Source organism: Paenibacillus lycopersici (assembly GCF_010119935.1).
Classification (GTDB): domain Bacteria; phylum Bacillota; class Bacilli; order Paenibacillales; family Paenibacillaceae; genus Paenibacillus_Z; species Paenibacillus_Z lycopersici.
In genome coordinates, this window is sequence record NZ_CP048209.1 from 582,625 (window position 1) to 606,860 (window position 24,236).

General features: G+C 59.3%; 20 protein-coding genes. 9 read left to right on the top strand and 11 right to left on the bottom strand.

What is annotated here, in order from left to right; translation table 11 throughout:
• Positions 1-43: 43 nt before the first annotated feature.
• Together GXP70_RS02670 and GXP70_RS02680 are read left to right on the top strand one after the other, a co-directional pair.
• The gene (locus tag GXP70_RS02670; RefSeq protein WP_162355038.1) at positions 44-2,806 is read left to right on the top strand and encodes an alpha-mannosidase; all 2,763 of its coding nucleotides are present in this window, start codon (positions 44-46) and stop codon (positions 2,804-2,806) included.
• A gap of 245 nt (positions 2,807-3,051) precedes the next feature.
• Entirely contained in the window at positions 3,052-4,113 is a 1,062-nt protein-coding gene (locus GXP70_RS02680; protein WP_225442639.1) for a cation diffusion facilitator family transporter, read from the top strand.
• Positions 4,114-4,141: 28 nt separating this feature from the next.
• On the opposite strand, the gene GXP70_RS02685 is transcribed toward GXP70_RS02680, so the two are convergent.
• The 6 genes from GXP70_RS02685 to GXP70_RS02710 form a co-directional block, all read right to left on the bottom strand.
• The gene (locus tag GXP70_RS02685; protein ID WP_162355039.1) at positions 4,142-4,477 is read right to left on the bottom strand and encodes a YrdB family protein; all 336 of its coding nucleotides are present in this window, start codon (positions 4,475-4,477) and stop codon (positions 4,142-4,144) included.
• Positions 4,478-5,310: 833 nt separating this feature from the next.
• The gene (locus GXP70_RS02690) at positions 5,311-5,496 is read right to left on the bottom strand and encodes a hypothetical protein (RefSeq protein ID WP_162355040.1); all 186 of its coding nucleotides are present in this window, start codon (positions 5,494-5,496) and stop codon (positions 5,311-5,313) included.
• A 66-nt stretch (positions 5,497-5,562) separates the two neighbouring features.
• Positions 5,563-6,216, bottom strand: a complete 654-nt coding sequence (locus GXP70_RS02695; RefSeq protein WP_162355041.1) for a zinc dependent phospholipase C family protein — start codon at positions 6,214-6,216, stop codon at positions 5,563-5,565.
• A 35-nt stretch (positions 6,217-6,251) separates the two neighbouring features.
• Positions 6,252-6,776 carry a P-loop nucleotide/nucleoside kinase family protein gene (locus GXP70_RS02700; protein ID WP_162355042.1) on the bottom strand — a complete coding sequence of 175 codons (525 nt, stop codon included), beginning with the start codon at positions 6,774-6,776 and terminating at the stop codon, positions 6,252-6,254.
• Positions 6,777-6,789: 13 nt separating this feature from the next.
• Positions 6,790-7,527 carry a polyprenyl diphosphate synthase gene (gene uppS, locus GXP70_RS02705; protein ID WP_162355043.1) on the bottom strand — a complete coding sequence of 246 codons (738 nt, stop codon included), beginning with the start codon at positions 7,525-7,527 and terminating at the stop codon, positions 6,790-6,792.
• A 272-nt stretch (positions 7,528-7,799) separates the two neighbouring features.
• Positions 7,800-8,807: a phosphotransferase gene (locus tag GXP70_RS02710; protein WP_162355044.1), complete on the bottom strand. Its 1,008-nt coding sequence runs from the start codon at positions 8,805-8,807 to the stop codon at positions 7,800-7,802.
• A gap of 246 nt (positions 8,808-9,053) precedes the next feature.
• Between GXP70_RS02710 and GXP70_RS02715 the strand changes: the two genes are divergently transcribed.
• The gene (locus tag GXP70_RS02715; RefSeq protein ID WP_162355045.1) at positions 9,054-10,472 is read left to right on the top strand and encodes a transglutaminase domain-containing protein; all 1,419 of its coding nucleotides are present in this window, start codon (positions 9,054-9,056) and stop codon (positions 10,470-10,472) included.
• 157 nt (positions 10,473-10,629) lie between these two features.
• On the opposite strand, the gene GXP70_RS02720 is transcribed toward GXP70_RS02715, so the two are convergent.
• On the bottom strand, positions 10,630-11,169 hold the full coding sequence (locus GXP70_RS02720) for a YecA family protein (protein WP_225442640.1): 540 nt from the start codon (positions 11,167-11,169) through the stop codon (positions 10,630-10,632).
• Positions 11,170-11,349: 180 nt separating this feature from the next.
• Between GXP70_RS02720 and GXP70_RS02725 the strand changes: the two genes are divergently transcribed.
• The gene (locus tag GXP70_RS02725; RefSeq protein WP_162355046.1) at positions 11,350-12,753 is read left to right on the top strand and encodes an MATE family efflux transporter; all 1,404 of its coding nucleotides are present in this window, start codon (positions 11,350-11,352) and stop codon (positions 12,751-12,753) included.
• A gap of 163 nt (positions 12,754-12,916) precedes the next feature.
• Here the strand turns inward: GXP70_RS02725 and GXP70_RS02730 are convergent, their stop codons facing one another.
• Complete coding sequence (locus GXP70_RS02730) at positions 12,917-13,834, bottom strand: aldo/keto reductase (protein ID WP_162355047.1); 918 nt, start codon at positions 13,832-13,834, stop codon at positions 12,917-12,919.
• A gap of 258 nt (positions 13,835-14,092) precedes the next feature.
• Here GXP70_RS02730 and GXP70_RS02735 point away from each other — a divergent pair, with 258 nt between their 5' ends.
• The 3 genes from GXP70_RS02735 (at position 14,093) to GXP70_RS02745 (ending at position 17,721) form a co-directional block, all read left to right on the top strand.
• Positions 14,093-15,484, top strand: coding sequence for an MATE family efflux transporter (locus GXP70_RS02735; RefSeq protein WP_404822306.1), 1,392 nt, complete (start codon positions 14,093-14,095; stop codon positions 15,482-15,484).
• Positions 15,485-16,051: 567 nt separating this feature from the next.
• Positions 16,052-16,483 carry a DUF1641 domain-containing protein gene (locus GXP70_RS02740; protein WP_162355049.1) on the top strand — a complete coding sequence of 144 codons (432 nt, stop codon included), beginning with the start codon at positions 16,052-16,054 and terminating at the stop codon, positions 16,481-16,483.
• A gap of 59 nt (positions 16,484-16,542) precedes the next feature.
• Complete coding sequence (locus GXP70_RS02745; RefSeq protein WP_162355050.1) at positions 16,543-17,721, top strand: NAD(P)/FAD-dependent oxidoreductase; 1,179 nt, start codon at positions 16,543-16,545, stop codon at positions 17,719-17,721.
• Between the two features lie 730 nt (positions 17,722-18,451).
• Here the strand turns inward: GXP70_RS02745 and GXP70_RS02750 are convergent.
• The gene (locus GXP70_RS02750; protein WP_162355051.1) at positions 18,452-18,904 is read right to left on the bottom strand and encodes a DUF4395 domain-containing protein; all 453 of its coding nucleotides are present in this window, start codon (positions 18,902-18,904) and stop codon (positions 18,452-18,454) included.
• Positions 18,905-19,261: 357 nt separating this feature from the next.
• Here GXP70_RS02750 and GXP70_RS02755 point away from each other — a divergent pair, with 357 nt between their 5' ends.
• Complete coding sequence (locus tag GXP70_RS02755) at positions 19,262-20,119, top strand: patatin-like phospholipase family protein (protein ID WP_162355052.1); 858 nt, start codon at positions 19,262-19,264, stop codon at positions 20,117-20,119.
• A gap of 303 nt (positions 20,120-20,422) precedes the next feature.
• Here GXP70_RS02755 and GXP70_RS02760 read toward each other — a convergent pair whose 3' ends face one another.
• Positions 20,423-21,289: a chemotaxis protein gene (locus GXP70_RS02760; RefSeq protein ID WP_162355053.1), complete on the bottom strand. Its 867-nt coding sequence runs from the start codon at positions 21,287-21,289 to the stop codon at positions 20,423-20,425.
• A gap of 463 nt (positions 21,290-21,752) precedes the next feature.
• On the opposite strand from GXP70_RS02760, the gene GXP70_RS02765 reads away from it, so the two are divergent.
• On the top strand, positions 21,753-22,442 hold the full coding sequence (locus GXP70_RS02765; protein WP_162355054.1) for a YetF domain-containing protein: 690 nt from the start codon (positions 21,753-21,755) through the stop codon (positions 22,440-22,442).
• 92 nt (positions 22,443-22,534) lie between these two features.
• On the opposite strand, the gene GXP70_RS02770 is transcribed toward GXP70_RS02765, so the two are convergent.
• On the bottom strand, positions 22,535-24,148 hold the full coding sequence (locus GXP70_RS02770) for an alpha-amylase family protein (protein ID WP_162355055.1): 1,614 nt from the start codon (positions 24,146-24,148) through the stop codon (positions 22,535-22,537).
• Between the last annotated feature and the right edge of the window lie 88 nt (positions 24,149-24,236).

Genomic DNA, 24,236 nt, shown 5'->3' on the forward strand with positions numbered 1-24,236 from the left:
ATTATGGATCAGGAGACGTAAGATTAGGGAGGAGACGTTCACGATGGCAAATGCGGATAACAAAAGAACGACGGCGCATATCATCTCACATACCCACTGGGACCGCGAATGGTATCTGCCTTACGAGAAGCACCATGTCCGGCTGATCGCCCTCATGGATTCGCTGATGGACACGCTGGAGAAGGATACGGAATACCGCAGCTTCCATCTCGACGGCCAGACGATCATTATCGAGGATTACTTGCAGGTGCGTCCCGAGCAGCGGGAGCGGCTGGAGAAATGGATCCGCGAGGGCCGGATTCTCATCGGACCGTGGTACGTGCTGCAGGATGCGTTCCTGACGAGCAGCGAGGCGAACGTGCGCAACTTGCAAATCGGGCATAAGGACGCCGCGCCGTACAATACGATCACGAAGGTCGGCTACTTCCCGGACACGTTCGGCAACATCGGCCAGGCGCCGCAGCTCATGCTGCAGGCGGGCATCGACAACGCGGTGTTCGGCCGCGGGGTCAAGCCGACGGGCTTCAACAACGAGGTTTCCGATGCGGCCTACGAATCGTCGTTCTCGGAGCTGATCTGGGAAGGACCGGACGGCTCGCGCGTGCTCGGCATTCTGTTCGCGAACTGGTACAGCAACGGCAACGAAGTGCCGGCGGACGAAGCGGAAGCGCGGGAATATTGGGAGCGCAAGCTGGCCGACGCCGGCAAATACGCCTCCACGGGCCAGCTGCTGTTCATGAACGGCTGCGACCACCAGCCGATCCAGACGGATTTGCCGGAAGCGATCCGCACGGCTCGCAAGCTGTTCCCGGACACGGACTTCGTGCACTCCAACTTCACGGACTACCTGGCGGCGCTCCGGTCGTCGCTGGACACCGACCTGTCGGTCGTGCGCGGCGAGCTGCGCAGCCAGCGGACGGACGGCTGGTCTACGCTCGTGAACACGGCGTCCGCGCGCGTATACCTGAAGCAGATGAACCAGGCCGGGCAGACGATCCTCGAGAAGGTCGCCGAGCCGCTGGCCGCCTTCGCGCATGCGGCGGGCCTAGCTTCCTACCCGCATCACCTGCTGACCTACGCCTGGAAAACGCTCATGCAGAACCATCCGCATGACAGCATCTGCGGCTGCAGCGTCGACGAAGTGCACCGCGAGATGGTTACGCGGTTCGACAAGAGCCGCCACGTCGCGGAAACGATCGTCGACGACAGCAAGCATGCGCTTGCAGGGGCCGTCGATACGAGCGTGTTCGAGCGCTTCGGCCAGGACGCGCTGCCGATCGTCGTCTTCAACACGACGGGCTGGGCGAAGAGCGCCGTCGTCGACGTCGAGCTGGACGTCGCGCGCGTATATTTCCGTGACGGCATCGGCTTCAACGAAATGACGCGCATGATGAAGGCGGTCGACGTTACCGGCCGCACGCTCGTGGACGCGGACGGCAATGCCGTTGCGTATACGATGGAGGACCTCGGTCTGCAGTTCGGCTACGACCTGCCGGACGACAAGTTCCGCCAGCCGTATTGGGCGCGCCGCGTAAGACTGACGTTCGAAGCGTCCGTTGCGCCGGCGATCGGCCTGCATGCGTACGCGTGGGTGCTCGGAGCGGCTGGCGCCGCTGCGGAAGCGTCGCTCGTGAACGGCCCGCGCTCGATGGGCAACGCGAAGCTGAACGTCGAGATTGCCGAGGACGGCACATTGACGGTGAAGGATCTGGCGAGCGGCCGGACGTACTCCGATCTGCTGATTTACGAAGACACCGGCGACATCGGCAACGAGTACATGTACAAGCAGCCGGACAACGAACCGGCGCTGACGACCAAAGGGCTGGCGGCCGAAATCCGCCTGATCGAAGACAACGCGTACCGCGCGTCGTTCGAGATCGTGCACCGCTGGTCGATCCCGGCATCGGCCGACGAGCTGTTCGAGCAGGAGAAGCAGGAAGCCGTCTATTATCCGTACCGGAAAGCGGGCCGTTCGAAAGAAATGGTGCCGTTCACGATCCGTACCGTCGTCAGCCTGGAACGCTCCGGCCGCGGCGTCGGCATCCGTACGACATTCGACAACCAGGCGAAGGATCACCGCGTGCGCGCGCTGTTCCCGACCGACTTGACCGCGTCCGTTCACCGCGCCGACGCGATCTTCGAAGTGGCGGTCCGCAGCAACGAACCGGCCGCCGAGTGGGAGAACCCGAGCAACACGCAGCATCAGCAAGCGTTCGCCGACGTCAGCGACGGCGCGAACGGGCTTACGATCGCCAACAAAGGGCTGAACGAGTACGAAGTGCTGCGCGACGGCCGCAATACGATCGCCGTTACGCTGCTTCGCGCCTGCGCGGAGCTCGGCGACTGGGGCGTCTTCCCGACGCCGGAAGCGCAGTGCCTCGGCGAGCACGCGGCCGAGCTGCTCATTGTGCCGCATCAAGGCGACGGCGCCGCCAACGGCGCGTTCGCGGAGGCGTATCAGTATCAGACGCCGCTGACGACCGTCCAGACCGGCGTTCACGCCGGGACGCTCGCGCCGACGCATGTCTTCCTGGCTTGGGAAGGCGAGGGCATCGCCTTCTCGTCGGCCAAGATCGCGGATGCGACGGGCGATCTCATGCTGCGCTGGTTCAACCTGCAGCCGGCAGCGGCCGAGCTGAACGCGCAGCCGAACGTTGACGCGGCCGGCGCCGTGTACAAGAGCGACGTGCTCGAGCGCACCGTCGAGCGCATCGCGGCCGAAGGCGGGAACGCCGCGTTCGCGGCGGAGCTGGGACCGTGCGAGATTTTCACGGCGGGCATCGCCATCGCGCAGTCGAATAAATAGCATGAAGGTCATATAAAAGATGGGTCGGCTGCCGCCGGCCCATCTTTTATATATGATAACGGGGTTCAGACGCGCGAAGTAATGCTGCATCCTTCTGGAAATACTAGCACTCTGATGCGCATCGTATTGTATCGTACCGAACGGTTCGATTGACGCGCCCCGGCTGCACCGCTGACTTCCGATAGGCTGCACTACATACGAAAACCTGCTTACACATACATATCGATGAAAGGGGGAACGCGCAGATGAGTCATCGTCATGCTCAGGGGCCTGATCACGATCACGGCCGCAGTCACGATCACGGCCATGATGACAGCCATGATCACAGCCATGATCACAGCCATGGTCACAGCCATGGTCACGATCACAGCCACGGGGATGTGTTCCATACGCATGCGCCGATCGGCAAGATGAAATTGGCGTTCTTCCTCAGCTTCATCATTCTGGTGGTGGAGGTTGCCGGCGGCTTGATCTCGCACAGCCTGGCGCTGCTGTCCGATGCGGGGCATGTGCTGACCGACATCGCCGCCATCGGGCTGTCGTGGTACGCGATGAAGCAGTCGCTCAAGGCGCCGTCGGAAGCTTTTACGTTCGGTTATCACCGGTCGGGCATTCTGGCGGCGTTCGTCAACGCGCTGTCGCTGATTTTGATCGCGGTTCTCATACTGTGGGAGGCCGTCAAGCGGTTTCAAGCGCCCGAAGAGGTCGAGAGTACGTGGATGTTCATCAGCGCCGGCGTCGGGCTTGCCATGAACTTATACCTGGGGCTCGGATTGAGCAAGGAAGAGAATATCAACGTCCGCAGCGCCGTGCTGCACATGATGGGCGATGCCGCGGCTTCGGCAGGGGTTATCGCAGGGGGGCTGATCATCCGTTTCACCGGCTGGTACGCGGTCGATCCGATCCTGAGCGTGCTTATCGCCGTCCTGATCGCGTTCGGCGCCGTCGGCATCGTCCGGCAGACGGTTCATATTCTCATGGAGGGCATGCCGAAGGGCGTGTCGCTGCAGAAGGTCGTGGGGACGATCGAATCCGTTCCCGGCGTCCACGGCGTGCACGATCTGCATGTGTGGAGCATTACGAGCGGGAAGAATGCGCTGTCCTGCCACGTGACGCTGGACGGGCGGATAACGATCGAAGAAAGCCAGGCGATCCTGCGCGAGATCGAGCATCGGCTGCTCCACCTCAATATCGGCCACTGTACGGTTCAGATGGAAGACAATCATCATCCGCATGGCAACGCGGTCCTATGCGACGGCGAGGACCCAGGGCACGCGCATCCTCATGGGCCGCATGATGATCATTAACGCGGTGAACGTTTAATCCCCTGGCGACTCACCGCTTCAGCTTCAGCCTATACGACAGCACCAGCTCCACGACCGCGATCAGCATGAAGATCGTCCCCAGTTTATGCAGTCCGGCAGCATACAGGGCGGCCGCGGCCGTGCCGAAGACGAGGAGCTGGATAGCGAAGCGCAGCATGGCGCTTACCTGGACAGGGGCCTTCGGCGCGACGAAGACGCCCCATAACACGGCGACCAGCACGGGCGTTCCGATGCCTGCCGTCGCGCGAACCCACAAGGCGGCTCCGGGGAGCTTGCACCCCCAATAGCAGAACGCCGCGAGCGCGCACAGCTCGAGCAGAAAGAAAATAACGTCGATCAGGATCATAGTCTTGCATCCTCCCCGAGGGAATTTAATGTCCGTGCTTCATCATACGCGGCACGAAAACAGTCTAGACGGGGTAAACGTACAAGAATTGGCGGATCTCCGTACGGATCCGTCATGCACACTCGGCGCTGGCGGGACTGCGGTTCCTGATCCCCGCAATGAACGCCTGCCCCGATCAAGCTGCCCCGGCGATTAAAACATCGTCGAGCCCGTCGGGGTCGGGGGCATCCGCGTTCAGTTCTCCGCAATCGTGGGGATCGGCAGCCCGCCGGAGTCGTCCGGGGCCAGCATTCTGATCCAAGTCACCCGGAGAACGGACCCAGCCGATGGCCTCGCGTACAGCGGTTTACGGGTAGAGGGGCCGATCGGACCCGACATTGCATCGCCTGAGCTAGATAACCTCTATCGGCTACGGACACAGGTTCCGTTATTTTGCTCGAAATCGGTATTTTGGGTTGGCGCTCGGACACAGGATCCGTTATTGCCTCCGGGAAGCGCCGTGTGTATGCATGTTGGGCGAAATAACGCATCACCTGTCCGCGAGCACATGGGAAAACAACGAAACCCGGCCATTAACGCATCTCCTGTCCGCTTCCTTGCTTCGGCGGCAGCGCCGCTGCCTGACCGGCCCCAAAGCCGATTGCTCCAAACGGTTTTGGCAGCTACGCCGGGAATCAGCAGCCTGAACGCGTCTGGCGGGTGCCGTGGGAAGCCGCGGGAATCCCGCCCGCACTACCTGGGAATGGCGGTTCAAGCTGCCCCGGGCAATGAGGGGGAATTACCATCAGGCCCACGACACAGAAGGGTCTGCCCGCAGGAGCCCGCAGTCCCTTTTATTCGAGTCGCCGATTCTTGGTCACGATTGTAGCTACCGTCCCCACGACCAGCGTGCTGGCAATCAGAACGATATGGAACACCACGTCTTCCGAATCATGCACTTGATGGATCGTGCCGTAGAAGGCGAACAATTCGATCAGCAATATGATGATCCAGCCGGCGAATACCGTAAAGCGCGTCATAGACACCCTCCCTCAATGAAAGTATATGGCCGGTCTGCCGTGGCTGAACCAGCGAAGCCGGCGCAGCTACAGGCCGGAGTCCAGCCAAGCGCGGGCATAGGGGAGCCGGTACAGGAGGGCTGCCCGCCGGAGCTGGATCAGCCCCAGGTCCACGGACGTTTCGATGTAGCCGACGATCTGCCCGAACGTAAACACCTGCAGCGGCTCCTGCAGCGCTGCCTGCTCGTAGTCCAGATCGCCCAGTACGCTAGGGATGAAAGCCTCCGCTTCGCTTGCTCTCACCTCGTCGATATCCAGGATCGAGGGGACGTCGAGCAGCGTTTCGCGCAATTGATCTTTAACGCCGTAATGTTCGGTCAGCTTGCCGTTCAGCAAGCGGAAGTCGTTATGATAGCGCGGATAGACGTCCGGGTCGGCGTCCATCCGGTTCTTCAGCCAAGCCAGATTAAAGCCCTTCAGCCAAACGTCGTCCGCGATCAAATGCGTGAAATAGCCCAGAATGTACAGGCTCTCCGCGCGGGCGAGGTACTTGTGCAGAAATCCTTTATAGTCCACGCTTCGCGAGTAGTCCCGTACCTCGCCGCGGAAGAAATGGGATTCGTTCTTCGTCGTCACCGCGTCGGGCGCAACGCTGCCGACCAGGAACGACGTTCGGTCTTCGATCGGCAGCATGTCCGCAATCCGACTGGCGATAATGGCGTGCATGATTCTGGAGCCCAAGGCAGCGACCTCCCCCGATTGTGCATTATTTCCGCCTACTGGTGAATGTACGACAGCACATCATAGATATACTCGCCCAAGGGCAGCGAGGTATCGACCTGCATGCACGGCAAGCCGGACGGTTTCTTGGCGCGGTTAATGACGGCTTGCCATTGGTCTTCCGGGATATCGACCGGACCGATCTGGGTGATCATTCGTTCCCGGGCTCTCAGCCGCTCGTTCAGCGTATGAATATCGTTCAGGATGCACTCGACGTATTTGTATTTCGCCCGGTGCTTCGCCGCCAGCGCGATTCCTTTCTCGACCAGCGGATCGTACAAGCAGGGGCTGTCGAGGATGACGCTGTGACGCTGCGAGAGATGATAATCGACTAATGCCCATTCGATATGGTAGGCGATCCCGCCGGCGCGCTTGGGGTCGACGTCGTCAGGCAGCTCTTCGACCAACGCGGATTTCACGATATCATGGTCGACGATAATCGCATTGGTGTACTTTCCGATCTCCTTGGCCAGCGTGGATTTTCCCGATCCGGGAAATCCGGACATTTGCAGAAAGAACATGGTCGACCTCCTGTTATCGGTGATCAGGCTCGCGGCTCGGCTCCCCTAAGCGATGTTTTCTGTGCCCGTAATCGCGGATCGCCTCTTGGAGCAGCGCCTTGTCAAAGTCGGGCCAGAGCGTACGCGTAAACCACAGTTCGGCATGAGCGGCCTGCCAGAGCAGGAAGTTGCTCAGCCGCTGCTCTCCGCTCGTGCGAATGACGAGGTCGGGCGCGCCGCAATCGTTCGTGAAGAGATACCGCTCGAACCGCTCCTCGTTTAATTCGGCGTCTTCATCGGAGCCGGCATCCATCAGGCAGCTTCTGACCGCTTGCATGATGTCGGCTCTGCCTCCGTAATTCAGCGCGAAATTCAGGATCATGCCCGTATTGTCCATGGTCGCTTCGGCCGTATGCCGCAGCAGTTCTTGGACGTCTGCCGGGAAACGCGCAATATCGCCAAGGTAGCGGATGCGGACATTTCGACTTAGAAGTTCATCAAGCATAGCGCTTTGGAAAAACAATTGCGGGAGACGAATTAAATAGCTCACCTCGTCGGCCGGGCGTGTCCAATTCTCGGTCGAGAACGCATAAAGCGTCAAGCAGCGGACGTTCATGTCGCAGCCGGCCCGGATGATTGCGCGCATGGTCGTCATGCCTGCGTAGTGTCCGGCTGTTCGCGGCAGTCCGCGCTTCGTCGCCCACCTGCCGTTGCCGTCCATCATGATGGCAATATGCGCGGGCTTGACGAGGAGTTCTTCAGTCATGCTCATAAGGCTGCGCCGCCTCCAATGCCAATGGCTGTCGTTAGGTGTTCTGCCGGATCCGGTTCATCCCCGTCATGATGCCGTCGATGAAAGTCATGCCATAAATGTCGGTGACGATCTTCATTGTACCATATTATGGATGGCGAATCGTCGATTATAACGCACGGTTAAGCTCCTGAATGATTCAGCCTATGAAGCCCTTGCCGAGATTGATCACGCAAGGCTTCAGATCGCTTAACGGCAAGGATGACTGCAAGGCATGATGGTTGCAAACTTCCCTAGACGTTCCCCAGAAGGTCGCCGAGCTGCTCCCAACGCTCCGCGGTGCCTATCATTTCGTCGGCGAAGCGGGCAGGGACCCCGCTGAACGATTCGAACGAAGGCCGGATCCACCAGAACGATTCAATACACCAGACGTATTTGACCGCTTGCAAGATCGACCCCGGCGGCAGCGGTCGCGCGCCGCGGTAGCCTTCGGCGAAAGCGGCTGCCGCATCCCTGCGGAACCCGCGCTCGTCCAGCGCGCCGGATAGGACGGCCCGCCCGAGATCAAGCAGGGGAAACGAATAGCGTGCCCGGTCGAAATCAACGATGGCGGTCAGAGCGTCCCCTTCGAAAAGCAGATTGTCCGCCCATAGATCAAGATGCGTCCAGCCCGCGTTCAGCGGCGCAAAATCTTCCTCTCCGAGCGAATCGATGATCGACTTCTGTACGTGCATCGCGCTCCGAACGCGTTCGGACGAGTCCCTGGCCTCATGCCAGCCCGCCTCCCAGCTGCGCTCCATTTCCTCGCGAGACAACCGCCAGAGCGGTTCCTCCGGAGGCAATGCCGCTCCGAGCCCTAATGACGCCGCGGAATCCCAGGCGTTATGCATATGCGCGGCAGCTCGTCCGAGGGCATGCAGCCGCGGCTCGCTGATCTTGCCGGCAGGCGCCATGGCGCCGGGGCTGCATGTCATGGCGGTCATATACCTTCCGCACGGGAGGCTATGCATGCAGCGTCCTTCCAGCGTCAGCGGCTCCGGACATGCGCCTCCCGATTGGAACAGGAGAAGCTGCAGCCGCAGCGCATTTTCGATCTTGCCGCGAAACGCCGGATCATGCATCTTATAGCGTTCGGGGTGATAGCTCTTGACGAACAGCTTGCCTTTGTTCGTCTCGACGATCCACTTCTCGTTCATCAGTCCGCGTCTTATGCGGCTGGCGGACAGCATTCTGGCCGCGAAATGCCTGTCCAGCCAATCCGCGATTTCATCGACTAATTGCTCCTCCGTCGTTAACGGCATATAAGGTCAACCTTCCTAATCGATAGAATGGAATAACTAGCTGAAATGGAAAATTCCACAGCCAACGCCGGAATCCTTCCGCGTTGTCTCGTAAGCCCGCTCCGAGCATCATGCCGGGGCCGCCCTATCATTGTCTCTTGCGGCGGAGCCACCGCGCAGAGCCTCTTTCGGATTAAATGACAATAACCCCCTGCCGATAAAGAGATAGATACAGATTCCTGTCATGACGAGAAGGAGAACAACCCAATGACCATTGCAAACAAGAAACGGGGGGCGAAGGCAATGCTGCTGACGAACGCTTTGCTGCTGTCGCCGACTGCCGCGAAAGCGGCGCATGCCTATGAACCGAGCGCGTGGGCGCAAGCGGACGTTGATCGCGCCTTTGCGTTCGATCTCATCCCGAGCGAACTTGCGGACGATTATCGGAAGCCGATAACGCGGGCGGAGCTGAGCGCCGTAATCGTCCGCTTGTACGAGCGGTTGACGGGCAGAGCCGTTCCGGCGCCGACTGTGCATCCTTTTACGGATACCGATAATGCCGATGTGCGCAAGGCGTATGCGCTGGAGCTCGTCGGAGGAACGGGGAAGGGGGTATTCTCGCCGAAAGCGCCGGTCACGCGGGAGCAGCTGGCGGTCATGCTCTACAATACGATCGCAAAGGCCGGACTGGCGGATAAACTGCCAAGCCTCGCATCGGAGTCGTTCCGGGACGCGGGCGCGATCGCCGGCTGGGCGAAGGAAGCGTCGGAGCGCTTGTCCGCGGCAGGCATCCTGAAAGGCGCGCAGATGAAGGAAGGGGTATTGTTCCAGCCGAAGTCGAACGCGTCCCGGGAGCAGATATTCTCCATCGCGTACCGCGTTGCGTCGGCATACGGCCCGTTATACATTCGCGGCGAATCGGACCTGCTGGAGGCGGTCGAGCATAGAGGCCGGGAGCTGATCTTCAAGGACGATCGATCCAAGCGGATCTATGAAGAGGCCAAGCGCGCGAATGATTCGATCATCGCGCCCGGCATGAGCGATTTCGAGAAAGAACTCGCCATTCATGATTATCTGGTCCTGCATGTCGCCTATGATTACGACAATTACCTGAAAGATACGGTACCTGCCGATTCATACAGCGCGTTCGGTTCCCTGGTACGCGGGACGGCCGTCTGCCAAGGGTATGCGTACGCGGCGCACATCATGCTGGAGCTGGCGGGAATCGATTCGCAAATCGTGACCGGCACGGCGAACGGCGGCGGCCATGCCTGGAACAAGGTGAACATCGGCGGCGAATATTACAATTTGGACGTGACCTGGGACGATCCGGTGCCGGACGAGAAAGGCCGCCTCGCGTACAGCTACTTTAACGTGACCGATGCCGCTTTAAGCCAAGATCATACGTGGAACGCAGCGGAATGGCCGGCCGCGACGGCCGTGAAGTATGACTACTTCGAATACAAGGGCTGGGCGATGCACAGCGCAGCGGAGCTGAAGGCGTATATTGCGAACGCCATCGCTTCGCGACTGTCGGAAGTGAGCTTCAAAGCAGTCTATGACGGGGATGAGCGAGCGGATATTTCGGAGGCTTTTGCAGCGAGCGACGCGTTGTCCGGCTATTCGTATTCTTACTCGGGACGGGCCTATACGCTCAAGCTTCGGTATTGGCAGCCTGCGTCGTAAGGAGGCACCTATCTGATCGGCACGGCTAACGATCCGGAGAATAAGAAGGAGCAGTCCGGGTCATGGCATCATGACCCGGACTGCTCCTTCTCCGTGCGGCTATGCGCCGCTCCCCCTGCAGCGCGGCGCATAGCCGCGAGGACGATCGAACCCGCGGCTATTGCTCGTCGTTCAACGCGGCGATCGCGCGTTCCACGAAAGGCGCGAGCTCGCCGATCCGTTTGGACACGCTGCCGGCGGATACTTCGTACCGCTTAGCGACCTCGGCCTTCGTCATATTTTGACGGCCGGTCAGCATGGCCAGGCTGTATTCCAGCGCGGCGAAGAAGACGCCCGGCTTCTGCACGATCGGCGCATGCTCTCTGGCGTAAGCGAACCATATCAATATCGTCGCGTTGATTTCATCCCACGAGTAACGACCGGCCAGATGCGGGACGAGCTCTGCGGCCAGGCTGCCGTATTGCGGCTGCGGCCATGCGATGCGGTCGACGGCCGCATTCATTTCTTCGAGCGACTCCGGTACGGCGATGTATAAGGACTCGCTGCCGCTCGGCTTCGAAGCAGGCGCCGCCGCCGCTTGCGCGGGGGCTTCTCCGATGCGGACGGCCTCGTCTTTGGGCAGGCAGCATTTCTTGTATTTCAATCCGCTGCCGCAGGGACATGGGGCGTTGCGTCCCACTTTTGTCGTCATGATCATAGGGTGAATCGCTCCTTTACGATAAACATCGTAACAGAAAGCCTCCCATTTCATCAAATTTAAAACCAAAAGGCATAAATATTGGACAAGCGGGACCTGACCGCCGTATGGCATAATGATGAAGGCATAGTCTTAGAGATAGAGACATTCAACATGGAGAATAGGGAGAACGACCGGTTTATGAGAGATAGAGAGCAAACGGGAGAAACCGTACCCACCTGGAAAAAGTTAAGTTTATTCGCGCTGACGTGGCCGATTCTCATCGATTCCGTCCTGCGGATGATGCTGGGCAGCGCCGACGTGTTCATGCTGAGCCGCATTTCGGACAATGTTGCCGGCGCGGTCGGCTTGGCCAATGAAATCATCGTCTTCTGCATTCTGATGTTCGGCTTCGTCGGCATCGGCACGAGCGTGGCGGTCACGCAGTTCCTGGGAGCGGGGAAGAAGGAGACGGCCAGCCGCATCTCGGCATTGGCCATCTCGCTGAACGTCATCTTCGGCTTGTTCGTCAGCCTGGTGCTGTTCGCGTTCAGCAAGCAATTCATGGAAATGCTCAATCTGGCGCCGGAGCAGATCGCCATCGCGAACAAATACATGCGGCTCATCGGCGGCTTCATCTGGATCGAAGCGGTGTCGTACGCGGTATCCTCGATCCTGCGCGCGAACGGCCGGACGCAGGACGTCATGTTCGTCACGCTCGGCGTCAATGTCCTGCACGTGGCGGGCAATTATTTGCTGATCTTCGGCCATATGGGCTTCCCGGAATGGGGCGTGACGGGTGCGGCCGTCTCGACCGTATTCAGCCGATTGATCGGCATCGTCGTGCTGATCGCGCTGCTGTACCGCCGCATTCCGAGTCCGATCCGGCTCAAGGATTACGTCTCGTTCGACAAGCGGCATGTGAGAACGATCCTGGGCGTCGGCTTGCCGGCGGCCGGCGAGCAGATCGCCTGGCAGTCCCAGTACATGATGATCATGGGCTTCGTCAACATCATCGGGCAAAAGGCGCTCAGCGCGCATGTGTACGTGTTCAATATCAGCACGTACTTCATGGCCCTGTCGACGGCGATCGGGATCGCGACCGAGATCATCGTCGGCCATATGGTGGGCGCTGGCGAGAAGAAGGCGGCGTACTACCGGCTGCTGCGCAGCTTGCGCATCAGCATCATGCTGACGGCCGTCGTCGTCGCCATCACCGCCCTGTTCCGTTTCCAGCTCGTCGGACTGTTTACGGACGATCCCAAGATCATTGCGACGGGCGCGGGCATCTTCCTCATCTCGATCATCCTGGAGCCGGGGCGCGTCTTCAATATCGTCGTCATCAACTCGCTCCGCGCGGCCGGAGACGCGAAGTTCCCGGTGCTGATGGGCGTCTTCTCGATGTGGGGCGTCTGCGTGCCGTTGGCATACTACCTTGGCGTGCACCTGGGGTGGGGCTTGGCCGGCGTGTGGATCGCGTTCACCGTGGACGAATGGCTGCGGGGCCTGATGATGCTCTGGCGCTGGAAGAGCGGCGCATGGGCGCGGAAATCGTTCGTGCAGCCTGCCGCGCAGGAGCAGCTGGGCTCGGCCGCCGGCATGTGAAGCCAGCCGGCGCAGCGAATGACGGCAGCATCGGACAGCGGCGTCCGGGCTGCCGATTGTTGACGACCGGATGCCCTCCCATAACGCCATAACAAAAAGGGCAGCACCGGTCATCATGGACCGGGGCTGCCCTTTAGCGGCTTGCGCCGCAGCGTTCAAGCGTTTATGGCAGGATGTTGCCTGCCGCGCGGTAGATTTCGTACCATTCTTCGCGCGTCAGCGTAATCTCGCTTGCGCGGATGCAATCCTTGATGCGCTCGATGTTCATCGTGCCGGTCACCGGCTGCATTTTCGCAGGGTGGCGGAGCAGCCAAGCGATGGCGATCGTCGTGTTGCTGACGTCGTATTTCTTGGCGACTTCGTCGATCTTCGCGTTCAGTTCCGGGAATTTCGGGTTGTCCAGGAAGACGCCCTCGAAGAAGCCGAATTGGAACGGCGACCACGGCTGAATCGTGATGTCGTGCAGGCGGCAGTAGTCGAGGATGCTGCCGTCGCGGTTGATCGCGGAATTGTTCTCCATGTTCACGTTGACGCCGTTCGAGATCATGTTGGCGTTCGTGATGCTCAGCTGCAGCTGGTTCGCGACGATCGACTGCTTGACGAACTTCTTCAGCAGGGCGATTTGGTTCGGATTCTGGTTCGATACGCCGAAATGGCGTACTTTGCCGGCGCTTTCCAGCTGATCGAACGCTTCCGCCACTTCTTCCGGCTCCACGAGCGCATCCGGACGGTGCAGCAGCAGCACGTCGAGGTAATCGGTTCTCAGGCGCTGCAGGATCTTGTCGACGGACGAAAGGATATGTTCCTTGGAGAAATCGAATTGGCCCTGGCGAATGCCGCACTTGGACTGCAAAATGATTTTCTCGCGCACGGCGTCGCTCATGTGGATGGCATCCGCGAAGATTTCCTCGCATTTGCCGCCGCCATAGATATCTGCATGATCGAAGAAGTTCGCGCCTTCCTCGAGCGACGTTTGAATGAAGCGTTCCGCGCCGGCTTTATCCAGCGAATTGATGCGCATGCAGCCTACCGCGACTACGGGAACCTCGAGATTGCTTGTGCCGAGTTTGATCGTTTTCATGATAAACGATACCTCCTTAATAATGGGGCTTGATCGCTTCCTTGAGCATGACATGAACGGAAGCGTAACTATGTATCCTCTTGATTGTGACATACAACAAGTCCCGTTTCAAGCGAGTCGATCGAGGAATCGGCGCAAGTTGAAGTCACGTTCGCACATATCTTTGTTATAATAGATGGCAATAGACACTCTGCCGCAGGCTGCATGCAGCCATTTCGCCTGAAGCTCTACCAAATCCGATAAAAAGAATGTGATGTCGTGGTTCAGCCGGCCTATCGAATGCGCAAACAAACGTTTCTGGCCAAAATGCAAGCCCGCATAGCGATCGACGATTACCGGAAGCTGCTTTCGCTCTATTTGCCGATTCTGATCGATCAGGCATTCATCGTCTGCCTGAACGTGGTCAACACCGCCATGATCAGCTCGTCGGGCGTATCGGCGATCAGCGCGGTGAATCTGGTTGATTCGCTCAATTTCTTCCTCATCAGCGTCTTCGTCGCCGTGTCGACGGGCGGTACCGTCATCGTGGCGCAATATAAAGGAAACGGGAACGGCTCCATGGTATCCAGGGCGGCGGCCAGCTCCGTTGCGTCGGTCACGCTGTTCGCGATCGGCATCAGCCTGACGATGATCGTGCTTCACGGCCCCGCGCTTCACCTGTTGTTCAGGTCGGCGTCGCCGGACGTATTCGCCAAAGCGAAGACGTACTTCATTGGCAGCTGCGCGTCTTACGCCGGTATCGCCTTGGTGGAAGCGGTCTGCGGCGCGCTGCGGGGCATCGGGCAGTCGCGGGCGTCGCTCGTGCTGTCGCTGGTCATGAACATCTCGTACGTGCTGTTGAATCTGTTGTTCATTAACGGGCTGGACATGGGCGTGCTCGGCATGAGCATCTCCGTCAATGCGGCGCGCTACGGGGCCGCTGCGTTCGCGCTCTATTATCTGGTCAAGAAGAACAAGGATCTGCATGTGCAGATCAAGGACATGATCCGCGTGAAGTTCGCCATGGTCCGGAAAATCCTGTACGTCGGGCTGCCGTTCGCGGCCGAGCAAATGTTCTTCAACGGCGGCAAGATCGTTACCCAAACCTTCATCGTCAGTCTGGGGACGAATGCCATCGCGGTCAATGCCATCGGCGGCTCGTTCGCGCAGTTGACGCAAATTCCGTCCAACGCGCTGGCGCTGACGGCAATTACGATCATCGGCCAGAGCATGGGGCGGCAGGACGTCGACGGCGCGAGAAAGTACGCAAGGTTCTTCGTGTGGACATCGACCGTGTTCCTGCTTATTACTGCATTGATCGTGGTGCCGTTGTTCCATCCGCTCGTCGCGTTGTTCCATCCGCCGCAGGAAATCAAGCACGACATCTTCATGATCGTCCTCATTAACGCGGCCGCTCAGGTGCCGCTCTGGTCGATGAGCTTCATCATGCCGTCGGCGCTGCGCGCCGCGGGCGACTCGAAGTTCACGTCGATGGTGTCGCTGCTGTCGATGTGGCTGTTCCGGATCTCGCTCGGCTATCTGCTCGGGATCGTGCTGCATGGCGGCATCGTCGGCGTCTGGCTCGCGATGAACCTGGAGTGGGGCGTCAGGGGCCTTGTCTTCATCCTGCGCTTCCGCGGGAAGAAATGGTATCGGCATAAATTGATTTAAGCGCCGGGCTGCGGCTGCGGTCGACCGGACCGGGCTGCGGTCCCGCGGCGATACACCTCGCCGGGAGCTCCGACCGGCCGTTGCGAGACCGTTTCGTCCCGGCGGACGATAAGCGATCCTACCGGAAAGCGTAAATTATGGCAGCGTTTCAAAGCGTATGCCAGGAACCTTTTAACAGCGTTTACATCGTTCCGGCGCCTGAAACTCGCGTGTTTAGCGGCGCTGGGCTTTTTTTCTTGGGATGATTAAAAATTTTTATAGTAATAATAAAAATAATTTTAAAATTACCTATAGTCGAGCAGGGCAAAAAGCGATACAGTAGAGACAGAAGAAAGGCTGCTGTCATACTCGAAGCGTCTTGTGATTATTTTCACATTTCTCCCTTTGCGATGGAATGCTTTACCGCTTTACTTCGCTATAGGCGTATGCTGCGTTCCCTGTCCCAAGGCAGTGAACGTTATCAGACGCCTTGATGGGATTAAGCTTGCCGCGCTGCTTGCGGCGGCGCGCCGGTTCATCCGTCAGGATGATTGCAGCTGAGTGACTACATCTGAAGGAGGCAATACAATGAGTGAAACAATGGTATCGAACCTGGAGCAGCAAGATGCATCGGCGCTCGTGAAATCGGACGTACTCGATCAACTGCTGAAGCCGGAAGTGCAAGAAGCGCTGACACAACTGGTGGACCAGCTTCCTAAACTGTCCGAAATGATGGCTTTGATGACGAAAACGTACGAACTGGCGCAGAAGGTCGCTTCCGACCGCATCCTGATCCAAGACACGGTAGGCGGCATCCAAGAAGTCGTTAAGCCGCTGACGGAGAAAGTGAAGGGCTACGCATCGGCAGCAATCGAAGCGAGCGACCGTGCGGAGCAAAGCGAGAACGTGATCGGCTTGTTCGGCATGATCAAATTGCTGAAAGATCCGGAACTGCAAAGAATGCTCCGTTTCAGCCAAGCATACCTCGACATCCTTGGCGAAAGAAAGCAACAGGGCTAAACCGACCGAACCGATATCGACGATTCATAACTTATGCGAAGTACGGAGGATGAGAACCCATGAGAAAAGAAATACTGATCCTAGGCGGCGGCTACGGCGGCTTGCTTAGCGCGCTGTCCGCTCGTCAGCATCTGACGGAGGACGAAGCAACCATCACGCTGATTAACCGCGTTCCCTCGCACCAAATCATTACGGAGCTTCACCGTCTTGCCGCAGGCAACGTAGCCGAGAAAGCCGTTGCATTGCCGCTGGCGAAATTGCTGAAAGGCAAATCCGTCAACGTCGTGGTCGGCGAAGTGCAAACGATCGACGTTGCGGGCAAACGCGTATCCCTGGGCGACGGCACGTCGTATCGTTACGACAACCTCGTGCTCGCGCTGGGCAGCGAAACGAACTACTTCGGCATCCCGGGCCTGCAAGAGAACAGCCTGACGCTGAAATCCGTTGCTGACGCTAACCGTGTATTCAATCACGTTAAAGACCGGATCAAAGCATACGCGGCAAGCAAGAATAAAGCGGACGCAACGTTCGTTATCGGCGGCGGCGGCTTGACCGGCGTTGAGCTGGTCGGCGAGCTGGCAGACGAGCTTCCGGGCATTTGCCGTCAATACGGCGTGGATTTCGCGGACGTGTCGATCTCGCTGGTCGAAGCTATGCCGACAATCCTGCCGATCTTCTCGCCTGAGCTGATTCAGCGCGCAACGTCGAGCCTCGAGGCTCGCGGCGTGGAATTCCTGACGGGCCTTGCGATCACGGAAGTGAACGGCAACGTCGTTACGCTGAAAGACGGCAGAACGATCGAAACGAACACGCTCGTATGGACGGGCGGCGTTCAAGGCAGCTCCCTCGTGGGCAGCTGCGGCATCGAAGTCAACCGCGGCCGCGCTACGGTCAACGAGTACCTGCAATCCACTTCGCATCCTGAAGTCTTCCTGGCCGGCGACTGCGCAGTCGTATTCGCACCGGAAGGCCGTCCATACCCGCCGACAGCTCAGCTGGCATGGCAAATGGGCGAACTGGCAGGCGCGAACATCGCGGCTCAAATCAAGAACGCGAAGATGGACACGTTCAGCCCGGTATTCTCCGGTACGCTGGCAAGCCTGGGCCGCAAAGACGGCATTGGCGCCATCGGCGGCAGCGGCATCGAGCTGAAAGGCACGCCTGCTTCCCTGATGAAGAAAGCAAGCAACGCGCGTTACCTGTCGCACATCAACGGCCTGTTCTCGCTCGCGTACTAATCCGCAAACGATAACGGTTACGATCCATACGATAAGCCCCGGCTCTGCGAGCCGGGGTTGTTTGCGTTGCCGGCAGTCGCATTATCGTATAGCGGGGTATGGCGGTATGTCGGTAGGCTGTGAATAACGAAAATGAGGACGGATATGCGTTGTGCATAAGGCGATGCAGCGCGAAACGAAGTCCGTCCTGCTGCTGTGATATCCACTTATCAACAGGGTTATGCACAATGCTAACAGGCGGAAAAGCGCTATTTTGCGGTATTTTGAATTTTATTACGCACATATCCACAGATTCGGTTGTACACAAGCGAGCGGCTGTGGACCGCTTCTTCGCAAGGCGGATAAACCAAACAGCCCTCTCCGTAGAGAGGGCCCAGGCTGTTGAAAAGGTGTTCGGTCGAGGCCCGCGGCTGACAACGTTACCGCTAGTCAACACGGATCGTCAGACGTGTACCCGCTCCGCGAACAAACATAGGAAGGCGGACAGAGGATCCGCTATTTGATCACAATCGGCGTTTGGAGGTAGCGATCGGACATAGGATTCGTTATTGGCTCCGGAATGCAGCAAAAAACCGGCTTTTGGCAGAAATAGCGAATCTCCTGTTCGGCAGCTTGCGGAAAATCGATGAATACGAGCAAATAAAGGATCTCCTGTCCGTTTCTCATGGACTTTCTCGACATGCTAAGCCCTCTCCGCAGAGAGGGCCGTCGTCGGGTATGGATGACTCGATTAGCTTCTTCTAAGCCGGCGCCGCGCGTTGAACTGCTTCCATTGGAAGTACATGAAGCAGCCGAGGCAGAATCCGCTCAAGGCCAAGACGACGGCAGCCGTCAGCATCGCAAGGCTGATATAGGCAAGGATGGTCAAGCCGGTTGCGGCGCCGATCAGCGTCACGGCCAGGAACAGGATGGCCAGCAGGCTGTTGAACCGCAGCAGCTCCCGGCTCTCGGTTCTGGCGCTGACCGGCATGAGAGGCGAGAGGATGCGGACGAACAAGTTATACCGCACGCCGAACGTGCGGCTGACGAGCTGCACGAGCAGCGGCAGAATCAGAATCCAGAACTGCTGCGTGATCACCGTTGCAATGATGCTCAGGAGAATGCCCAGCTGGTTGCTCCGTACCCGGTGAAGCGGAACTTCATCGATGCACGCGTACGGGTCGGGTTGTAAGGATGCTGCCATGGTATGCGCCTCCGTTAAGTTGAAGTGGTTAGTTCTATTGTACATCAAAACCAAGTATTCGGGTATGGAATTATTAATTTTCCGCAGGCATTCTCCCGACGAATGCTGCAGCTCCCATGGAGCAGCAAACCAATCGTTCTCCCGACGAATGCTGCAGCTCCCATGGAGCAGCAAACCAATCGTTCTCCCGACGAATGCTGCAGCTCCCATGGAGCAGCAAACCAATCGTTCTCCCGACGAATGCTGCAGCTCCCATGGAGCAGCAAACCAATCGTCGTTGACTTCCCCCATTTTACATAGGTAAAATAACTATTAGCTAACATGTCGGGATTGAGGATAGGGGCAGAAGCAAAAACGATGGAATCGATCGGTTTGGTATTGGAAGGCGGAGGCATGCGGGCCGTTTATACGGCCGGCGTGCTGGAATATTTTCTGGAACAGGGGATCATCTTCCCTTATATTATCGGCGTGTCGGCCGGCGCTTGCGTGGCGACCAGCTATCTCTCCCGGCAGAAGGGCCGGAATAAAGTCGTCAATGTCGACATGATCACGGATAAGCGGTACATTTCGTGGGGGAATTATTTTCGGAAAGGGCAAATGTTCGGCATGGATTTTATTTTCGATGAAATCCCGAATAAGCTGGTGCCCTTCGATTTCCAGGCCTTCGCCGCCAGCAGCGAGGAGTTCGTCGCGGCGACGACGGATGTCGTAACGGGGGAAACGATCTTCTATCGCAAAAGCGACCCGGACTTCGATGTGCTTACGGTGCTTCGCGCCTCCAGCTCGCTGCCTTTCATCGCCCCGATCGTGAACTACGACGGCCGGCAGCTGCTCGACGGCGGTATCTCGGATCCGATTCCGCTGCAGCAAGCGGAGAAGGACGGGTACAAGCGCAATGTCGTCGTGCTGACGCGGGACTCCGGGTACCGGAAATCGCCGAATCGCTTCGCTTGGTTCGTGCGGCGCATCTACGCCAAGTTCCCGAAATTCGTGAGAATCATGCTTCAGCGGCATAAAATCTACAATAATCAGGTTGCCTACATCCGCGATCAGGAGGCCCGCGGCGACATCTTCGTCATCCGGCCTCAGAAGCCGCTGGAAGTCGGCCGGATGGAGAAGAACTCCGCCAAGCTCGACGCGTTGTACTGGCAGGGCTATGAGGACGCGAAACGGCTGCTGCCGTCGCTGAAGGCCTGGTCGGAGCGAAAGCGATGAGCGCGGACTATGAGCTGGGCATAGCTGCCCCAGGCGGCATGAACGATAAACGGCGATTCCTGTCAGTTCACTGACGCGGAGTCGCCGTTTCTGTCTGCAAGGCAGGCTGCCGATGCCGTCGCCGGCCATCCATGCAGATGCAGTGCTGATACCGGCCAGCGATGCATGCTGCAGATGGCAGGGCTAGGACGCAGGGTACGGCGCCAGCGTGGCGACCTCCGGTCCCGGCGCTGGTACGGCGCCGGCGTGCCGAAATGCCGGCGTGCCGAAATGCCGGCGTGCCGAAGGGCAGTCCGGCCGGCTTCAGCCCGGCAGCCCGCCGGGGATCATTCGGCTCATCCGATCCAGCGACTGCACGATGCGCCGGATTAGCGGACGCGAACGGAAATACCCGTTATGCGAAGCGGGCGTCCAGCCCAGCGGACCGGGGCAGCGCACCTCGATATCCGCGGTGACGGCAGCGGCGTAGTCGGCGTTCAACCCCTGAATTGGGTAGGCGATGATGTCGTCGCGGTCGTAGAAATTGACCCACTCCCCGACGCCGAGCGGTTTGAGCGGCGGCGCAGGCACGGAGATGGGCTGCCCGAAATGCTCGAAGCGCATATTCCATAACGCGATCGGACTGCCGATCGTGTAGAAGTGCGTCAGCGTCTCGCCTCCGACGAGCTTCGACCGGCTCGAGCGGATAAGCTCGGCAACCCCCGTCTTGGGCCGCATGCGCCGATACTGCAGGTCGGAGAAATAATTGCTGGAGATGATGGTGCCGAGGCTGTGCGCGATGATGCACAGCGGGGCGTTGTCGCCCGCGCGGCTTGCCAGCCGCTGCAGCTGCTGGGCGTAGCGCGCGTGGATATCGTCGTAAATGTAGTCGTGCGGGCACGGGTCGTTCTCCTTCGGAATGGCTTGATACGCGATGGCGTCGCCGAGGTAGTTGACGACGAACGAGCGCAGCTTCAGCGTTTCGTTCCAATGCAGCCGGTCCGCGTCCGTCCGTTCCCACAGCTTCTTTTCCAACGAGTCCGTAATATCCCCCCAATAGATGCCTTCGACGACGAGCTTGACCCTCGGATTCAATGCCGCCATGGCCTCCTGCAGCCTTGCCGCGAATTTCGCATGGAAATCCCAGGTCTGCTGTCCGATGCCATGCACGATGCCTACCGCGATCCGCATGCTGCCGTTCCCCCCTGGCTGCCTTCCGACTGTTCCTTTAGGCTCTTGTTCTATAGGTATTCAGGCGGGTGTCAGGATTAGACGTCATAGGACTTTAATAGGAAAAATTCAATAATAAGCGACAACTGACGGGGTTTTGGCGCCAGAGACCTTCATCTCGTTCGGCAGCCCGCCGATATTGCATGATAATGAATATGATTGCATGAGGTGGATCCGGTGCTGTTCTTCATGAAATGTTTGTTTGCCGCGCTGACCGTCGTGGGCGGATTCTCGCTCTTGATGGTCTATATCTACAAATCGCTAAAAAAAGGCATCTAGCGCCTCTTGACCCATTGCGAATATCAATCGCCGCTGCCGCCCGGCAGCTGTTTCGAGCGAGCCTGAAGCGTGTATCTACTGTGTATATTGAAGAGGAGAAGATACGGGGCGGACGATCGACGCGGGTTGTGAGAGGTGATTTGCGATGGATTACGCAATGATTTCGGCGAAGCTCGCGACGGGCTTCTTCGGGCTCTGGTTCATGACGAAGCTGCTGGGGAAGAAGGAAATCTCGCAGCTGACGCCCTTCGACTTCGTCTCGTCGCTTATGCTGAGCGAGCTTGTCGGCAATACGATCTATGACCGCGGGACGCATTTCGCGCTGCTCATCTTCGCCCTCGCGCTGTGGATGGCGCTGTCGCTTGCCTTGGAGAAGGCGGTTCAGCTTATACCGCGGCTGTCGGTGCCGCTGAACGGCAGGCCGGACATCATCATCCGCAGCGGCGAGATCGATGTCGAAGCGATGAAGCGGAACCGTCTTGACATGCATCAGGTCGGCATGCTGCTGAGGGGGCAGGGCGTCTTCACGGTGCGCGAGGTCGCGTTCGCGGTCTTCGAACCGAACGGCAGCCTGAGCGTGATGAAGCAGCCGGGCGACGAGCCCCCGACCCGAATGGAGCTGCGGGTGCATAAGCCGGCGGCCGGACTTCCGCGCATTCTGATCGAGCAGGGCATGCTTCAGCGAAGCGAGCTCCGCGAAATCGGCCGCAGCGAGGAATGGCTGCTATCTCGGCTTGGGGAGCAGGGCGTGGATCGGATCCAAGCCGTCTATTATGCCGAATGGTCGGAGGAAGACGGTCTGCATATTCAGCGGCAGCAGTCCAGGGAAGCGTAACGGGAACGTGAGCTCAAAAAAACAGCAGCAGTCCAGGATCGCTTGCGTCCGGGATTGCTGCTGTTTCGTTTGCTAGCGGGCATGCCGAGCCTTTACAGCCACCAGCCGTTGTCTTTCTCCTCCAGCAGCTCGGCGCTCACGTCGTTCCAGGCGAACGTCGTTTCCTCGCCGTTCAGCAGCCAGCGGCTCGGACAGGTGTTGTCCAGCCAGTCGAGCGGCTCGGCGACGGGCAGCGGCTCGGCTGCCAGCTCGAACGCGCGGCGGATTGCCGCTTCCTGCTCTCTCGTCACGATCGACGGATCGGCCGAGACGAAGAGCGGCGTGCCGCTGCCGGCCAGCAGGCGCAGCCATTGCTCGTTCAGCGCCCAAGGCACGTCCTTCGTCAGGCCGAGGCAGTCGGCGTCGTGGCTGTAGAAGGTGCCGTGCTGCGGCATCCGGAATGCCAGCGTGTTCACGCCCATGTACCGCGTGCGTTCCCACCACTTGCCGCTCGTGTCGTCGCCGGTCCGCTGGATCTCGAACAAGCCCGCGGACAGATGGCTGAACGTGTTGCAGCCGATGATGGCGGCGTCTCCGGACGCTTCCGCGATCGTGCGGTAGAGCGCCAGCGTAATCTCCGCCGTCGTGCGGGAACGGTCATGGAACGGCTGCCGCAAGGCGTGCGGACGCGATTTCATCGTGAAGCCCCACTGCCCGAGCAGATCGAACGTCGTGAAGTCATGCTTCAACAGGTCGATGCCCCAGCCCGCCATCGTTTCGACCGATTGGCGAACATGCTGCAAGACGTCCGGAATGCTCGGATCGAGCACTTGCCCGCCGCTCGCGGCATAGCGGACCCACTCGGCGGGAACGTCCTCCGCCGTCAGCAGCGGCCGGCACCAGAGACCGGGCTTGACGCCGGTTTCTTTCATCTCGCCGATCAGACGCTCCATGTCCGGGAACTTGGCATTGCCGACCCACGGGCCGCCATTGCACGCGCCTGCGCCGCTGACGAGCTGCCAGCCGTCGTCGATGACCATGTACGGCCGATTCTCCCGATGCGAGGACAGGGAGGACATGAACCGCGAATCCGCCAAAATCTCCTCATGCGAGCTGTTGCCGTACGCATAGTACCAGTTGTTGCCGCCGTAGACCGGCTGCTTCGGCATGACGGGATTGTCGCACATCAGCCGGCAGAATCGCTGCGCCGCCCGGAACGGCGAATCGCCCTCGCGGCCCGGGTCGTGCAGCAGCTCCGCGACGGTCAGCTTGCGCGCGCCAAGGCGAACGCCCTCGCTGCCGCTCGTGACATCGGCCGTGAACGTCACGCCGTCGGCGTCCAGCTGCCAGTAGCAGAACGCGTTCGGGCCGGTCTTCACCCCGAAGCCCGCCGTGCGGCTGCCGTCATGGCGAAGGAAATACCACGGCAGCGCGCGTTCCGCCACGATGCCGCGCCATTCCAGCTCCCCGTATGCGCGCTCCCAATGGTCGCCGAGGATGAGGGAGCGTCCTTCCTGCTTCATTGTCCAGCGCAGCTTGATCAGGCGGACGGCGTCGTTCGGCGCCTCCAGTTCAAGCGCGACAGCCTGCCCTTGCGCAGCGGACAGCGAAACCGCCAGTCCCGGCGCCGTCCAGCTGCCCGAGGACCCTTCGGCCAATTGGCGCCAGCCTTCCTCCGTCCGAATCATGACGCCGTCCGGCTCGCCTAAGTGAAACGTAGCTTCCATGCCTTGACCTCCTCTATAATGTAGACAATGATACAAGTATAGACGGGCCCGGCCGCGCAATGAATAACTAATCGGGCCGTGAATGGCA

Bases quoted from the DNA above. Each gene is read 5' to 3' on its own strand.
- GXP70_RS02765 (WP_162355054.1), top strand. From the start codon at position 21,753: ATGGATTACGCAATGATTTCGGCGAAGCTCGCGACGGGCTTCTTCGGG.
- GXP70_RS02730 (WP_162355047.1), bottom strand. From the start codon at position 13,834: ATGAAAACGATCAAACTCGGCACAAGCAATCTCGAGGTTCCCGTAGTC.
- GXP70_RS02700 (WP_162355042.1), bottom strand. From the start codon at position 6,776: ATGTTCTTTCTGCAAATGTCCGGATTTCCCGGATCGGGAAAATCCACG.
- GXP70_RS02750 (WP_162355051.1), bottom strand. From the start codon at position 18,904: ATGGCAGCATCCTTACAACCCGACCCGTACGCGTGCATCGATGAAGTT.
- GXP70_RS02720 (WP_225442640.1), bottom strand. From the start codon at position 11,169: ATGATCATGACGACAAAAGTGGGACGCAACGCCCCATGTCCCTGCGGC.
- GXP70_RS02680 (WP_225442639.1), top strand. From the start codon at position 3,052: ATGAGTCATCGTCATGCTCAGGGGCCTGATCACGATCACGGCCGCAGT.
- GXP70_RS02710 (WP_162355044.1), bottom strand. From the start codon at position 8,807: ATGCCGTTAACGACGGAGGAGCAATTAGTCGATGAAATCGCGGATTGG.
- GXP70_RS02760 (WP_162355053.1), bottom strand. From the start codon at position 21,289: ATGCGGATCGCGGTAGGCATCGTGCATGGCATCGGACAGCAGACCTGG.
- GXP70_RS02670 (WP_162355038.1), top strand. From the start codon at position 44: ATGGCAAATGCGGATAACAAAAGAACGACGGCGCATATCATCTCACAT.
- GXP70_RS02690 (WP_162355040.1), bottom strand. From the start codon at position 5,496: ATGACGCGCTTTACGGTATTCGCCGGCTGGATCATCATATTGCTGATC.
- uppS (WP_162355043.1), bottom strand. From the start codon at position 7,527: ATGAGCATGACTGAAGAACTCCTCGTCAAGCCCGCGCATATTGCCATC.
- GXP70_RS02755 (WP_162355052.1), top strand. From the start codon at position 19,262: ATGGAATCGATCGGTTTGGTATTGGAAGGCGGAGGCATGCGGGCCGTT.
- GXP70_RS02715 (WP_162355045.1), top strand. From the start codon at position 9,054: ATGACCATTGCAAACAAGAAACGGGGGGCGAAGGCAATGCTGCTGACG.
- GXP70_RS02685 (WP_162355039.1), bottom strand. From the start codon at position 4,477: ATGATCCTGATCGACGTTATTTTCTTTCTGCTCGAGCTGTGCGCGCTC.
- GXP70_RS02725 (WP_162355046.1), top strand. From the start codon at position 11,350: ATGAGAGATAGAGAGCAAACGGGAGAAACCGTACCCACCTGGAAAAAG.
- GXP70_RS02745 (WP_162355050.1), top strand. From the start codon at position 16,543: ATGAGAAAAGAAATACTGATCCTAGGCGGCGGCTACGGCGGCTTGCTT.
- GXP70_RS02770 (WP_162355055.1), bottom strand. From the start codon at position 24,148: ATGGAAGCTACGTTTCACTTAGGCGAGCCGGACGGCGTCATGATTCGG.
- GXP70_RS02740 (WP_162355049.1), top strand. From the start codon at position 16,052: ATGAGTGAAACAATGGTATCGAACCTGGAGCAGCAAGATGCATCGGCG.